1 protein-coding gene is annotated in these 15,433 nt (G+C 71.9%); it reads right to left on the bottom strand.

The window, feature by feature from the left end:
- Positions 1-4: 4 nt before the first annotated feature.
- Complete coding sequence (locus ABD363_RS16025) at positions 5-15,427, bottom strand: hypothetical protein (protein WP_344603923.1); 15,423 nt, start codon at positions 15,425-15,427, stop codon at positions 5-7.
- Between the last annotated feature and the right edge of the window lie 6 nt (positions 15,428-15,433).

The raw sequence follows: 15,433 nt of genomic DNA, 5'->3' as shown, positions 1-15,433 counted from the left end.
CTCCTTACCTCGTGGCCAGCAGGCCCAGGAGGAACGCCCGCAGGTCGTCGTCCTGGTACCAGTCGCCGCTGAACATCGCCTGAATGGACCGGGCGAGACTGTCACCGGTCTCCGGTTGCGTCTGCTGCCGGTGCAGGAGCCGGTCCAGTGCGCTCGGCCGCATGCGGCGGGCGCCCGGCCGGCCGGTGTGGGTTCGGGTGAACCAGAACGCCCGCTGCGCCGCGTCCAGGTCCCCGATGTGCCGGGCGAGGTGCTGCGCCAGGGCGTGCCCGGCGGTGCCCAGTCCCTCGTCGGCCAGGTCGGCGACCGTGATGCGCTGCGCGCCGGACTCGTAGCGGCCTTCGTCACCGTCCACGGCTGTCACGCGGCGGACCTCACCGGCGGCGAACCACGACCGCGGGAGGACGCGCTGCACGCCCCGCACGGCCCGCTCGGCGTCCGCAGTGGTGTCCGGGCCGAACACGATGCCGGCGCTGCCGCCGGGGCCAACCTCGCGGATGTCGGCCAGGGCCGAGACCACGGCGTCGGGTACTGCGGCGGCATACCGGGCGCGCAGGTCCGTGTATTCCCGGCGGGCGGTCGCCAGCTCCAGGCGGGCCGCTTCGATCTCAATCTCGAGGTCGTCCGGGACGGTCGCGCCGCGTTGAGCTGCCTGCAGGTTGACCAGGCGCCGCTCGCTGGTGGCGACATAGTCGTCGGCGTGCTGCAGCGTGGCGTGCGGGTCGTCCCCGAAGTCGTCGCCGAGAACCGCGGCCAAGCGACGGGTGACGTCCTGGTCGACGTCGCTGCCGGCAGCCCGCAGGGCCGCCATGTGACGGAGTGCGGTCAGGCCGGGTCCGCCGTCGGCCGCCCGGTCCGGCACCCACTGGATCCGGTCCGACCGGCCCGGAAGCCGGCCCGCGGCGAGCTGCCCCCACGTCGTCGGCCGCCAGAAGGTGACCCGGCGCTGCGCCTGCCCGAACCGCCCCGGCTCCGGCATCAGGCCAGCCCAGTGGGAGATTCGCGCGGCCAGCGAGTCGCCATCCGCGTCGGGCAGGTTCACCGCACGGTGCAGACGGGCCAGGCGGCGGGACTCCGGCCACTGCCGGACCCGGCGGACCAGGCGCCCGAGAAACGCCCGCAGACGCCCCAGGCGCTCGCGCGCCGACCGATACTTCTCGGCGATCTTCCGAACGCCGGCCTGCACCAGGAGCGCGAGGCGCTTGGCCAGGCGGATGAGGAGGGCGACGATCCGGGCGAGGAGGCCCGGCCGTCGTCCGGCCTCCGGGGACGCCGCGGCGACCCGGCGCGCGATCCGGCGGGCGGTGGCCTGCCGGGACCTGTCGAGCTGCCGGGTAAGGACGCGGGCGATCTGCTCGGCGTCGCCCGGGTCTACGCCGGCGGCTTGGAGCTGCTGCAGGAGCGCGTTCACCGCGTCGTCGACGTCTGCCGTGACGGTACGCGTCACCTCGCCGTCGCCGTCCCGGCCAGCCTGGGTGTCGTCGCGGTCGGGGATGAGGCGCAGCAGGTCCCGCGTCCGCGCCGCCAGGTCCTCGTTGCTCTCGCCGGGGAGCGGCTCGAGGTCGTTGATGGTGCGCAGGATGGCGCGCACCTCTTCGGCGTGGGCGGCCTGCCGTGCGTCGCGCAGACGCTGGCGTGCCTCGCGGCGGTCCCGGCCGGTGATGCCTGCGGCGTCGAGGGCCGCCAGGCCGTCCTGCTGGGTGGCCCCGCGGATCCCCTGCAGTGCCTCGTGGGTGAGGCGCTGGGCGATCTGCTCGCGCAGGGCGTGGATGTCGCCGGCCGGGTCGGTGCCGGCGATGGCCTCCTCTCGGATGCGGGCCCGCAGGCTGCGGATGTTCTCTGCGACGATCAGGTCGGCCGCGGCCTGCGGGGTCGGGTTGGGGTTACGGGGCTCGCCGACCGGCGGGAGGGCCGGGGTGGGCCGGTTGCGGTCGTAGACGTTCACGGCGCGGCCGCTGTGCAGGCCGAAGTCGTGCACGTTGCCGTCGTCGTCCATGCCGGTGAGCTGCATCCACCACCCGTTGCGCTGCGGGGCGCTGATGATGGTCAGGCGGCGGTGGCCGTTGAGCTGGTAGCCGGTCCGGCTGACAGGGGTGTCGATGACGTCGCCGACGCGGAGGTTGCCGGGGCGGATCTGAGCGATGGGCACGGACGGCTCGTCGGGGATGCTCGCCGCGGGGGTGTCACCGGCGTCCGCGTCCAGGGTGGGGGCCGGGTCGGGGGCCGAGGCGTCCGGCGCCTCCGGGGCCGCAGGGTCGTCATTCGAGGCCTGTGTGACCCGCAGGCGGTCTAGGTTCCGAACGAACCACGACGCGGTCGGCATCTCCTGCCCGGCGACCGGCACGGACTCGGCGAGGACACCGCCCAGCACCTCGTAGCGGACCGTGGTCGATGGGCCCCCGCCGACACCCGCGAGCTTCACTGTCACCCACCGGTCGCCTACGTCAACGGACTCGATCCGGCGCGTGTACCAGTTGCCGCTCGAGCTGGGGTTGCCCATCACCAAGTGCTGGCCCGGCTGGAGCTCGTTGACCGGCACCAGCGCGGAGCCTTCCTGACGCAACACCGGGCCCGGCCCGTCAGCGTCAGGAGTCTCCACCGTCTCGAGGGTGTCTCCAGCTCGTACGGTGGCGTTTACGAACTTCCCGTCCTCGCCGACGAGACGGAGCTGGACCGTCTTACGGTCCTCGCTGCGCTGGGCCTCCATCACCAGTAGTCGGCGCTGTTCGCCGTTCACGGGCAGGCTCACCACCTCGCCGACGCTGAGGTACCGGGCCTGGACCGCCATGCGCTGCGCAGCGTCCCCGCCTTCGCCGGCGCCTTGAGCGGGCGGCTCCGGGGCCTCGGGGCGCGGCTCGGGGAGCTGCCACACGGGCATCGCGCCGTGCTCGATGCGGTGCAGCCGCTGGCCGTCCTCGTCTTCCAGGTGCAGGTTCCGGATGCCGCCCGGCGCGTCGACGACGTCCACGACCCGGTAGATCCGAAGGGGGCCGCTGCTTCGCTCGCCGGGCATGGCCACCAGGTCGCCCTCGCCGAGCTGCGCCACGTTCGACGGGCGCGGCCGGTCAAAGCCCGCGGGTGGGGTCCGGCCGGCGGCCTGGTCCAGGTGGTCGGCAGCGCGCAGTGCCGCACGGCCTTCGGGCGTGGCCGGGTCGGCGGACTCGCGCAGGCGCGCGGCGAGCGCTGCGGCCTGCTCCGGGGTGACGGGCAGGTCCGCGGCGATACGGACGGCGGCCTGCTGCGCGTCCGGGTTGTCGTCCGGGCCGCTGGCGTGGTCGTCGATGATGTCCCGGTCGCCTGCGGTGAGGTTCGGGTCGACGGTGGGGCCGGTCACCGGGTCCACGGGCCGGGGCGGCTCGTGCACGGTTAGATCCTCGGGCTCGTCCGGTGCGTTGTCCGGGCCCAGCTCGGGGGCGTTGCCGTCCGGCCCCTTCGCGCGCGACAGGGTTGCCGCGGCGTCCATGTCGATCTCGCCTATCTCGCCGGTGGTGGTGTCGGCGTACTCGATCGTGATCCGGTCGCCGTCCCGGCGGGTGCCGGTGACCGCCACGGTGGCAAGTGCACCGTCGTGGTCCAGGACGACGACGTCGCCGTCCTTGAGGTCGGCGGCCGCCGGGTGGTCGATGTCGGTGACGGGCTGCGTGTCGGGGTCGGTGTCGCGGACTTCGCCCGTCACCCGCAGGTCGCCGGCGCTGCGTGTGGTGGTGCCCTGCGCGGTGCTGATGGTGACGCTGTCGCCGTCCACTTCATCAACGGGCCCAAGGAGCGCGCCGTCGGTGTCGGTGACGACGTGTCCGGGGCGCACCTGGTGGCCGTCGGACGTCCAGCCGTCGGGCCGGGTGCCGTCGGTGACGACGAGAGAGGCCGGGCTGACGCCGTCCTCGGTGTCGTCGTCGTCCCAGCGCACGGACACGGTGGTGTCGGTGGCGCCGGTGACGGTGCCCTCCTGGGCGCGAATGCCCCGCACGCCGGTGACGGTACTGCCCGGGAACAGGGGGCGGCCGTTGCGGTCGGCGGGGATCTGCTCCGGCATGTTGCCGGTCTGCACCGTGCTCTGGGCACCGGTGGTCGGGGAGCCGGGCACGACGTCGTCCGGGGCTGCGGCGCGTGCCGCGGTAGCGTTGATCGTCGTGTAGACGTTGCCGCCCGCGCCGGTGCCGTCGGGGTTCTCGGTGACCCAGGTGCGCCACATCTGCGTGGTGCGGCCGCGGTGGGTCACATCGACGCGCTCGGGCCCCTGGTAGACGTACCCGGCGCGCTGGAGCGGCTTTCCCTTCCTGGTGGTGCCGTCCATGCGGACCATGTCGCCCTCGATCAGGTCCTCGACCCGGGCCCAGTGCGCGGGCTGCCCACCGATCGGCTCCGGGTTCCCTTCCGGCTCCGGCTTCCGTGACCCGTCGTCCGTGCTTTCCGGGTCCGGGGCGTTGCCGTCCGGGACCGGTGTGGTTGACGGCGCGTCGGTGGCGCCTGGCTGGTCGTCGCTGTTACGCGGCCGTTCGCGGCTGCTGTCCGGGGCGAAGCCGTCGAGGAGGCGGCCGGCCCAGGAGGCGCGGGCGTCGAGATCGGCCAGGACGTCGGGACGTCCACCCTCTTCGTTGTCGGCCAGGGCGGTGCGCAGCCACGCGAAGCCATCGCGCGCCTGCGCGAGGTCCTCCTGTAGGTCTCCGCTGGGGGAGCGTCCGTCGCTGAACGCGTCCACCAGGGCGGCGAGCCGGTCGTACCGGGCACGGGCCTCGGGGGTGTCACGGAGGGACTCCGGCAGCTCTGGCATGGGCCGGCTGCCGACGGCCAGGCGCTGCATGACCGAGTCCCACGCGTCATCGCCCGGGTTGGCCGGGTCCGCCGGGCCCTCGCGCAGGGCTTGCACGACGAGGTTCGCAACGGCTGTGTCCCGATTCTGGGTGCGGCTGGCACGGTCGTTGCCCAGGCCGAAGAAGGGCCGGGCGTCCCAGACCGGTTCCTGGCCAGGTTCGGCGGTGTGGACGGAGACGGTGCCGATCCGGCGCCCGTCCAGCCACACGGCTTGGGCGCCGCCGCTGCCGTCAGGGCGCAGCTCGGCGCGGCTGGCGAACTCCCGGATCCGGTCGGCGCCTCCATACCGGAACGCGGCGTCGTCGGCGCTTTCGGCGGTCAGGGGGTCGAATGGCGGGGCGGGGTCGACGTCGTCGGCGGTGAGCGACCGTGAGGTGTCGGTCTCGCCGGTCTCGGCGGCGCGGCGCTGCTCCTCCTCGAACTGGTCCCGGTCGTTGCGCTCGTTGTCGCGGCGCTGCTGCTTGTACTGGTTGAAGGTCAGGCGGCCGCCGTTGAGGTCGAACCATTCCAGCAGTTCCTCGCTGGCGTACTCCTTCCACCGGTCGCGTGCCGACAGGCTGCCGCCGGAGAACAGCTCGCGCTCGGTGAAGTCGGTGCCGCCGAACTTGTACTGCCGCTTGAAGAGGTAGCCGTTCGTGAATTCGACCGCGGCACGGTAGCGGGCCTCGTCGATGTCGGCGAACTCGGCACGCAGCACACGGTCGGCCTCACGCTGCCGATACTGGGCGTAGGTGAGCCGGCCGTTGCCTGCGGTGGTGTCGTCGCCGAACAGCCAGAGGTTCAGCTCCGGCGAGGCCAGTTCCTTCGCCTGCTTGTTGCTGTACCTGCGGCCGGAGAACACCTCGCGGGGGTCGATGTCGGCGGCCTCGGCCTCGGGCGAGAGGAACCGGCCGCCGGTGGCCTCCATCGCGGCCTGGAAACGCTCCTCATCCAGGGCGTCGAACTCCCGACGCAGCCGGCCGGGCTCAGCTGGAGCAGGCCGGGTGACGTCCGTGTCGCCGAAGCTGAGAGTTGCGCGCACGGCCTGGCGCTCGCGCTCGGCTTCTTCGGCGTTCGCCGGGGGCGCGTCCGACATGGCGTCGCGGACCTTCTGGTCGACGTAGCCGTCGCGGCGGTCCATCTCCGCCATGACGCGGAGCTGGTCCTCCGGTCCGAGGCCCCGCAGGTAGGCGGCCTCGAGCTCGGCGTCGTCCAGGGTGGTGAGATCCTCGGGCAGCGTGTACGCGCCAGCGCGCTCCTGCTCGTAGTCGTCCTGGACCGCGCGCAGTGCCTGCGGGAGGTTGCGGCCTTCCCCGTCGCGCCAGGCGGCAACGCCCGCCGGGCCCCAGGGACGGTTCCAGTCGAACGGATCGCCGTTGCGGTCGGTGAGGTCCTCGAACCGCGCGGCGAGCTCGCGGGCCTCTTCGGGGTTGTCGGAGGTCAGGGTGATGCCGGGCAGGTTGGTGCCGTTGCGGGCCTGAGCGAAGCGCCAGGCGGTGCTGCCGTCGGCCTTCCGCTCGGGCCACATCGCCAGGCCGCCCTCGGGGGACAGGGCGAGGCCTTCGCGGTCCGCCAACTCGGCCAGGTGGGCGCGTCGCTCGGGGGTGTCCTCGGCCGGGGTGAGGCCGTCGCCGTTCTTCCACGCGTTCCGCAGGGAGTCGACGTCGCGGTGCCGGGCCGGGGTCCGGCCGCTGTCGTCGTCTTCAGCGGAGGGGATGTCGGACTCCGGCATGTTCAGGTGCGGCAGGTCGGGGCCGCCTTCGCGGTCGCGGCGCCGCCGGCGGCGGCGCTTTCCCTCGTCCTCCTTCTCATTGCCGTCGCCGCCGTCCGGGCCGTCCTCCTCGTCGTCGGATGTGTCGTTGCCGTCGCCGCCGTCCGGGCTGTCCTCCTCGTCGTCGGATGTGTCGAGGCCGTCGCCGCCGTTGCCGCCGTCGCCGGGGGCGTCCGCTCCGCCGCCGTCGGGCTCGCCATCAGGGTCACGGTCCCGGGGGCGCTGGTTCTCGTCGTCCTGGTCCCGCTCGTCCTCGTTCTCCGGAGCGTTCTGGTCCTGTTGCTCGTCGTCCTGCTGGTTCTCGTCGTCCTGGTCCTGCTCGCCGCGGGCGATACGGGCGGCGCGGCGGAACCGGTCGGCAGCGTGCTCGCCCTGCGGACCCGCGAGCTCGTACTGCTCGGCGAGCGCGTCCATGCGGTCGGCGATGTCGCGCAGCTCCGCGTCCCGGTCCTCGGCGCTGTCCGCGCGGTCCAGGCGGTCGCGCAGCTCCTGCATCTCGGGGAGGGACTCGCCGCCTACGGCGTTCATGCCTTCGCTGAACAGGGTCTGCGCACGCGCGGCCCGGTCGTCGCCTTGGTGGCCCGCTGCAGGGGTGCCGGTTTCGGTGGTCTCCTGATCCTCCCCGGGTCTCGGCCGACGGAAGGCCGTCGGCCGGTCCGGGGTGTTACGGAAGGTGAACCAGTAGAACGGGGTCTCTTCGGTCTGGTTTTCCTCGCGGGCCGGGTCCGTCGCCACCGTCAGGCCGCTGATGTGCGCGTTGTAGTCCGTGCCGTTCGTGAACGGCCAGGTGCCGGTGCGGTTCAGGTGCTGCGCCGCCAGCGGCTTTGTGAGCTGGCCGCGCTGGGTCACCGGGCGGTCGGCCTTGTCCGGGTCGAGAGCGGTGATGTCGTCGCCGGCCTGGGCTTCCCCGACGTTGACGGGGATCGTGTAGCCGTCCGCTTCTTGCTGTGCACGCCACGCGTCGTAGTACCTGTCAAGCTGCTGTTCACGGTTGAGGTACAACTTCGCCTGGTTGCGCCACCGTCGGTTCAGGCCCTCTGCTTCGCCGCGATCAAGGATCTGCCGGGCGACGGTCTCACCAAGGGATGCCCCGTTGGGGCCGCGGAAGGTGAGGGCGCGGGACGCCGCGTCGGGTGCATCCCAGGGGAAGGGTTGGCCGTTCTCGTCGCGCAGTCCCTCGAGGATCCGCGCGTATGCGCGGGCATCGTCGCGGTCGTAGGCACGGCCGAGCGGTTCCATGGATCCCGGAGCGAGGATCTCCCACAGGGCCAGGGGGTTCTTGGGGGAAGGGTTCACCAGGGCCAGGCGGCCGCCCTCGGACATCTCCAGAGTGGGGTTGTCGATGTAGCGGCTGCGGAAGCGTTCCTCCGGCACGGCCGTGGGGTGGCTCGGGGTGTCGAGTTCGCCAGCCCTCCACCGCTCCTGTACGTCGCCGACGCTGCTGAAGCGGGCAGGGCCCGCCGGCGTCGTGTTCACGGGTTGGGGCGCATTGGGCTTGCCGGTCTCGGGCGCGCTGTCGTCCCTGTAGCGCACGTCGGCACCATCGGGGATGGCCACGATGTCGCTCGGGCGGAAGCTCAGCGGCTGTCCCTTGACGCGCCAGTAGCCCTCTCGCTCGGCCGGACGCTCCACCGTGACGTTCATGTGCTCGGGGCCCGAGTTGGGGCCCGAGCCGCCGCCCCTGCGCGCGACGATCCGGAAGCGGTCGCCGGAGCGGGGCTGGATCTGGGAGCCGTCAACGGCCTGCCAGCCCTCCGGCACACGCACCTTGGCCGCACGATGCCGACCGAGTTCGCCCTCGATCCGGCGCGCTAGGTCGGAGGAGTCCTCTCGTCCGGGGTTGTTCTCCGGGAGCCGCTCCACCAGGTCGGTGCTGCGGATCATTGCGAACTCGGTCCGGACGGTGTCCTTGCCGTTGAGCGTTACGTTCGCCTCGACCTCGATGCGGACCTGCCCGTTGCTGAGCACCGGCGTGACGCCGATGACACGCCCCACCATGTGCATCGGCTCGTTGTAAACGGGGTCTGCGGAGACGGTGTGCACCCAGTCCCCGAGTCGGACCTCGGACGCGGGAACCATGTCGCCGCCGTAGCGCTGCCGCACCTCTGCGAACTCGTCAGCCAGCTTCGGGGCCGTGCTCGGCGTTTCCGGAGCTCCTTCCTTGGGCGCGTTGGCATCGGCCGCAGTGCCCTCGTCGGTGCTGCCCTGCTGGAAGTCGGGGTAGTCGAGGGCCCGCTGCGCCTTCCGGTGCGCGTCCGTGGCCCAGGACTTGCGCCTGCGGGTCTCGAACGGCAGCTCCGGGTTCGAGAACTGCTCCTCGAGCCACGCGGCCTCGTCACGGATACGACGGAGGTCGCCCTGCAGGTCCTCGCTGTTGCCGTCCCCGACGCGCCGGATCAGCTCCTGCAGGCGCTGCATGCGCTCCTGGTCGTCGATCCCTTCGGACGTACGGCGCAGGCTGGCGACGTCGTCACCGATGTCCGCCATACGGGCACGGAGTTCGTGCCGCCATGCCGGGGTCGGCTCCGGCCGCGTGCGGTCGCTGGCCCACGCGAACGTGTCATCGGGGCCGCGCAGAAACAGCGGGCTCTCCCCGGCGTGCGAGCCGTCGAGGTTGATGAGCGACACCACCGTCGTGCCGTCGTCCCTGCGCTCCACATCCCGGACACGGACCGGCTCCCCCCAGCCTTCGGGGTACGGCCGGCCGTCCGGGTCCTTCCGCATGCGCGGCACACGGATGATGTCGTTTTCGGCGAGGTCGTCACGGTCACCGAGAACCCACCCGTCCGGGGTGTTCTGGCGTGCTCGCTCCTGCTTCTTCCTCTCCTCCTCCTGGTACCGGCGGAAGTCCACGAGCTGAACGAGGTCTGCTACCGCGTCGTTCTTGCTCTTGAGCACGGCGCCGCTGCTGGTTCCGTCAGCGTGCGTATACATCCACTTGCTGCCGGACTTCTGGACGGTGCCGATCTGCTCGCCGTCCAGGGACACCGGGTATGTGCCGTCGGCGTTCTTCTTGCCGACCTGAGCGCGCGCCACGGCTTCGGCCCTCCGCTGGGCCTTCTCCGCGTCCTGCGCCTCCCGACGCTTCACGGCGTCCCGCAGCCGCTGCTGTTCCAGCAGAGCACCACGGCGATCACCGAGGGAGTAGATGATGGGCCGCGCTTCCTCCATCGGAAGGGTCGGGCCCTCACCGCTTCGCACGACATGCCGCTGCCGCCACGCCTCGAGGGCTTCCAGCTCGGCCTCTATCTCGGCGTCCGTCATGGCCACCGGAGGCGTGTTACCGATCGGGGCCGCCGGCACCTCCGCGGTGTCCGGCGCCGCCTCGTCGGCGCCGGACCGCTCCGGGCGTCGCCAGGCGTCCCACTGCTCCTCGGTGAACCGCTCAACCAGGCCGCGCGGCGGCATGACGACGGCGTACTGATTCCCCTCCTCTTCCCATCGCTGCCGGTCGTCGTTCCAGCGCAGGCCCTGGTAGGTGACCAGGGTGCGGCCCTGGTCCCCGGACGCCGCTGCAGAACCGTGGAAGGTGCCGAAGTACGGGGCGAGGCTGCGGTCGGGGTCGGCGGGGTCCTCTGCGTCGAACCGCACCAGGTCGCCCTCCTGGAGGTCCCAGGGGTGGAACAGGGTGCCGCCGTTGGGTCCGGCACCTTGAGGTTCCGGAGCGCGTTCGGGCAGCGCAGCTAGGGCGCGATCCAGGTCCTGGCCCAGCTCGAGAAGACTGGCCCGCACAGGCAGTGCCTCGGCAGGGTCGGGAAAGTGGTCCCCCCGCAGCCGCCCGGCGACGTAGTCGAGTTGCTCGCGGACGCGCCGCAGGTCCTCGCGGGAGTCCCCGGTCGGTGGGTCTCCGGCGAGAATGCCGTCCAGGGACTCCCGGATTTTGGCGTAGTCGCTGCGGACGCGGCGGACGTCGTCCTTGTTCTGCCGGGACAGCCCCGTCATCTTCGGTAGGGCCGGAAGGTCAGGCAGCCGGTCCGTGACCATACGCGCCGTGGACTCTTCGTCGTTGCTGCTGTCGGGGGCCGCGCCGACCGATGCGCCGGAGGTTCCTTGCCGTTCTGCCTCACGGGCTTTCTCTCGATCGAGTTGCTCATACGCGAGATCGCTTACGCGGTCGGAGACACGGAACATGACTGCCCGCGCCTCGGGCTCGGTCGGGAACTCGCCGTTCGGCACAATGTGCTGCTGCCGATACGTCCGGAGGGCCCGCAGCTCAGCAGCGATCTCCGCATCGTCCATCCCCTCCGGCGACGCCTCGCCGATCGGCGGCGGCACCGGCGCTGCGCTGGCCTCTGTCTCGTCGGCCGGGGTGTCTGCGGTCTCGGAGGCGCCGTTGGCGATGAGGTCGGGCGTGCCGTACTCGTCTGTGGGCCGGGACTCGTTCTGGTCCCCGGCCGGGGTCGGAGTGTCGTTCTGGCCGAAGTCCTCCGGGGTCATCTGCTGCCAGGGCAGGCCTCCGCCAGCCTCGCTGGGCTCCTGTTCGGGCACCGTTCCCGGCTTGGCTGCGCCGAACGTGGCGTCGGCGCGGGACACCTCGATCTGAACGTCTTCGTCGCCGCGGCGGCCGGAGAGGGAGACCTGGCCCATGTCGCCGCGGCGGACTTCGGATACCTCGAGCGGCTCCGACCAGCCGGTCACTGTGCGGCCGCGGCTGTTCTCGGTGCGGCCCAGCTCGGGCAGGCGGATGGTGTCGCCCGGCTGGACGTCGTCCCACGCCGAGTGCTTCCAGCCCTCCCCGGCCCGCGCGTTGCGGGCGTCGGTGAGCTTGTTGAGCGCGGTGATGGCGGCCGCGCGGGTCGGGAAAGTGCGAGGGTCGCCTCCCCGGGTGGGGGTGTGGCCGTCACGATCGATGAACCGCCACTTCCCCCTCTTCTCCTGGTAAACGATGCCGACGGGTGCGCCGTCCCGGCCCTGGATCTGCTGGCCCTTCTTCGCGGCGATGCGGGCGGGGTCGCGGACGAGCCTGGACTGGTCGCGGCGGTCCATCTCGGCGCGACGGCGGGCGTAGTCCCGTTCGGACTGGGTGGTGTGCAGGGCGCGGATCCGGGCCGCGACCTGGCGACGCACGGCCCGGGACGCCGGGTCGTTACCCTCGGGCATGGTGGCGCTGTTGAGGTGGGCGAGCTCCTCGACGATCTCCTCGTCCCGCATCCGCTTGGGGTCGGTGGCTCCCGGGCGAGGCATGCCGTTGTCGGCCGGGGCGTCGAGCATCGTGCGGATCTCTCCGCCGCGCCGGCGGGCGAGAACGCGGTCGTACGGCGTCGGTCCCCAAGACTGCAGGCGCAAGTTCTTCGGGCCGACCGAATCGACGCGGTACCAGTGGGACCCGGTCCATACCTCGTCACCTGGCTGGAAGTCGGTCACCGCCCAAGTGCCGTCAGGTGCGAAGTACCGTCCCTCGAGCTGCTGGAGCTGCTCCTCCGACAGTTCCGGCTTCTCGGCGTTCTCCTCCGGGGCCTGGTAGGCGACGCCTCGCTCGTCCAGCCACTCCTTGAGCCGGCGCACCTTGTCCTCGCGGCGGGACAGCGTCATGTTGCTGGGCAGGTAGAAAAACCGCGGCTTCGTCCTGTCCCTGCTGGCCTTGAAGCCCAGCTTTCGCAGCACTGCGAACTCGCTGTCAGTGACCATGCCGTTCGGTGTAGGGAAGCGGACGGTAGTGCCGGTGCCGCTGTGGTCGATGGCGACCTGGTCCGGAGCTGTGGCGGGCTCGACGTCCGTCGGTGCGTCGGCGGTGCTCGGGGTATCGGTGTCGTCCGGTGCGGGGGGTTCCGTCTCCGGAGTGTCGGCCGCCGGCGTCTCATCCTCCGGCACGTCTGCGGCCGGGGCGTCGTCCTCGGGAGCGTCCGCGGCCGGAACTTCGGGTGCGTCCTCGTCCGGGTACAGCACCCGCACCTCGGCGTCGGGCTGGAACAGGTGCTCCTTACCGTTCTCGTCGGCGATCAGGACGCGTCCGCGACCGGTACGCACGGGCTTCTTCGCCGCGGTGTGCGTGCGGCCATCGGCGTCGACGAACCGGTCCCCTTCGTCGATGTCCATGGGCGCGCGCATCTGCGGTTCGCGCAGCTTGCTGGTGTCGCGGCCTTCGGCGTCGGCGAACATGTCCGGGGTGCCGAACGCGTCGTCGGGCCGGTCGAGGGGGTTGTTCGGGTCGGCCACGAGGGGCTGCTGGGTGTCCTGCTGGTCGACGTCGAACAGGCCGCCCGGCTCCTCCACGGGTTGCTTCGGCTTCGGCTTCTCCTCGCGCTTCGGCGCGCGGCCGGCGCGGCGTGCTTCCTCTGCCTCGAGGACCTGCAGGCGGGTGCGGTCAGCGCCCGACAGATCCCCGGCCATGTCCCGCTCCATCAGGGCGACGATCTCGTCGCGGATCTCCCCGTCGTCCATGGTGGACGGGGCCTTGGAGCCTTCGGGGCGTATGGCGTCGAGCTGCTGGGACACCTCGTCGGGGGTGAGAGTGACCGTGCCGTCGTCGCCCTGGCGGTCGGGCTCGGTGTTCGGAGCGTCCGGCGACGGCTCGTCACCCTCGCCGGCGTCGTCGGTTTCCGGCGCCTCCGTCTTCGGACTGGGGGTGTTGGCGGCCTGCTCCTTCCGGCGCTGCCGGATCTCCTCCGCGGCAGCGCCGACGCGCTTGGCGTAGTTGGTGTACCCGCGGATCTCGTGGGGCTCGACGTCCGATCCGTTGCCGGAGAGCACTTCCGAGGCCTCGAGAAGCATCTCGTGCACCTCGATCGGCGCGGTCACCTTGAGGGTGCCGGTGCGGCTCCGCGTGGCGTCCTCGATCGCCTTGCGGGTGTCCGGGTCCTGCATGGGCCAGGTGCCTTCTTCGGAGACGTGTTCCGCGACGGCCGCCGGCATGGTCAGCGTGACCAGGTCCTCGGGGTTGTCCCACGCGTACTTGAGCGGCTCGTTCGTGGCCGTGTCACCGCTCGTCTGCGGCGCGTCAGGCTTCGGGGGGTTGCTCTCTGCCTCGCGTTTCCGCTTGTTCTCCCTGATCGCCCGGGAGTCGGCCTCAAACCGATCGGCGTTCGCGTCCAGGTGCTCCTCGAGCTTGTGCAGCGCCCGCGTCAAGCGCGCGTCCAGGTTGTCGGTGTCCAGCTCGTCGAGGGCGGCGAGAGCGCCCCTCATGGCCTCGGCGTTCTGGTGGTAGCCCTCGGCGCCCTTGGGGGCGTCCGTGACGTTCTGCATGTGCTGGGCCAGGGCACGGAATTCCTCCGGCGCCCCGTCCGGCCACTGCTTCTCGGCGAGCTTGCTGGCGGCGTCCCAGTCGCTGAGGATGGCCGCGGCCGCGCGCTTGGCGTCGTTGCGGTCGGAATGCTGCTGCGTGCGGGAAGGGACGTCACGCTGCACGTCCTCCGGCCTGCGTCGGGCCTTCGGGACGATGGAGAGCATGGTGCCGGTGCGGGCGCCGAACTGGTCGATCTCACCGCGGCCGCCGAGGTTGCGAACGGTGAAGGTGCGGCCCTCCGGGTACCGGGCCACATCGGTGACGACGTACCCGAACTGTCCTCGCGCGACGACGTCGCCCACGCGAACACGGTCTGCGCGGATCTCCTCGGGCGTAAAGCCGTCAGTGCGTCCGGACACTGCGACCTGGGAGGGGGCCCGGCGGACCAGGGCGGTGTCGTTGGAGGTCATCACGGTGCCGTCCGGGCCGGTGAGCGTGGCGTCCACGAGAGGAACGCCCACAACACCCGGGCCGGCCCTGTGGGTCGGCGCGACGGTGCCCTCAACGGTGACCGTTTCCGGCTTGTCCTGGTCGCGGGTGCTGTCCGGCCACTCGATGTCGCTGCGGCCCACGGTGACCTTGACCCGGTCACCCGGTTTGAGGGTGTTCCGGCTGACGGTCGTCTCGGAGGCGCTGCCGTTGGAGGCGGGAGTCGCCGGCGTTCGGGCGCTGTCGAACTCCTGGCGAGTCCGCTTGATGGTGGCCTGGATGTTCTCGCCCTTGGGCGAGCGCCAGGTACGGGCAACCTGGTCAAGATCGGGGTCGGAGAAGTCGAATCCTCCGCCGCGCATCGCGGTTCCCCCGGTGCTGAGACGGAGCTGTTGCGCGAACTTCAGGGCCTCGTCCGAGGTGGCGAAGTCACCGGCTCCGTCCATGCGCTGTCCGGTGCCGGTTGCGGTCAGGTACCAGCGGCCGGTGGAGTCGTCGCGGAGTGCCAGCAGGCGGCCGTCGAGCGTGGTCTCCAGCGGGTCGTCGTCGCCCGCGACGAACCGCAGGAACTGCGCCATCTGCGGCTTCTGGCCGGGCCGCTCGGCGAGGTCAAGGAAGTGCTGGCGGACGGCCGCGGTGTCCGCGAAGCGGGCGCCGCCGCTGTGCCGGCTGTTGGGCAGCGCGTGCACGTTGACGGGCAGCTTGCCGTCGGTGGGCTCGTCCTGGTCGTCGTTCTCGCGGGGGCCTACGGGGTCGTTGTCCTCGCCGATGGGGCGGCCGCGGTCGTCGGCATCGTGTGGGTCGTTGGGGGTGTCGGGGTCGCCGTCGTCGTCCCGGGCCACGCCGTTGCCGCGGCGCGGGTCCCTGTAGCGCCGCTCGTCCTCTTCCCGGACCTTGTCCTCGTTGTCGGTGGGTGCGGTGCCGTCGGGGCGGGCGACCATGGACACCCACTTGGCGCTGGTGGTGTGCCGGCGTCCGCGGAACTCGTTCGGGCCGCTCTGGTCCTGGACGAGGACGCGGTCGTGGGGGAGCGCACGGACGACACGGGCGAGCTTGCCGCCCCACAGCCGCACCACGCCGCCGGTCTCGATGAACCGGCCCTTGTGATCGCGCGGATGCAGGGCGGGGTTCCACTTACGGCGGGCGGCTTTGACCTCGAGGTCGGCGCTCAGGGCCTGCAACTCAGCGTGCGCAGCAGCGGGGCGATTCAGCATGGCGCG

The organism is Streptomyces glaucus (assembly GCF_039533365.1).
GTDB classification, from domain to species: Bacteria; Actinomycetota; Actinomycetes; order Streptomycetales; family Streptomycetaceae; genus Streptomyces; species Streptomyces glaucus.
Note: the sequence above shows the minus strand (reverse complement) of the source record. Positions and strands in the feature narration are given on the sequence as shown.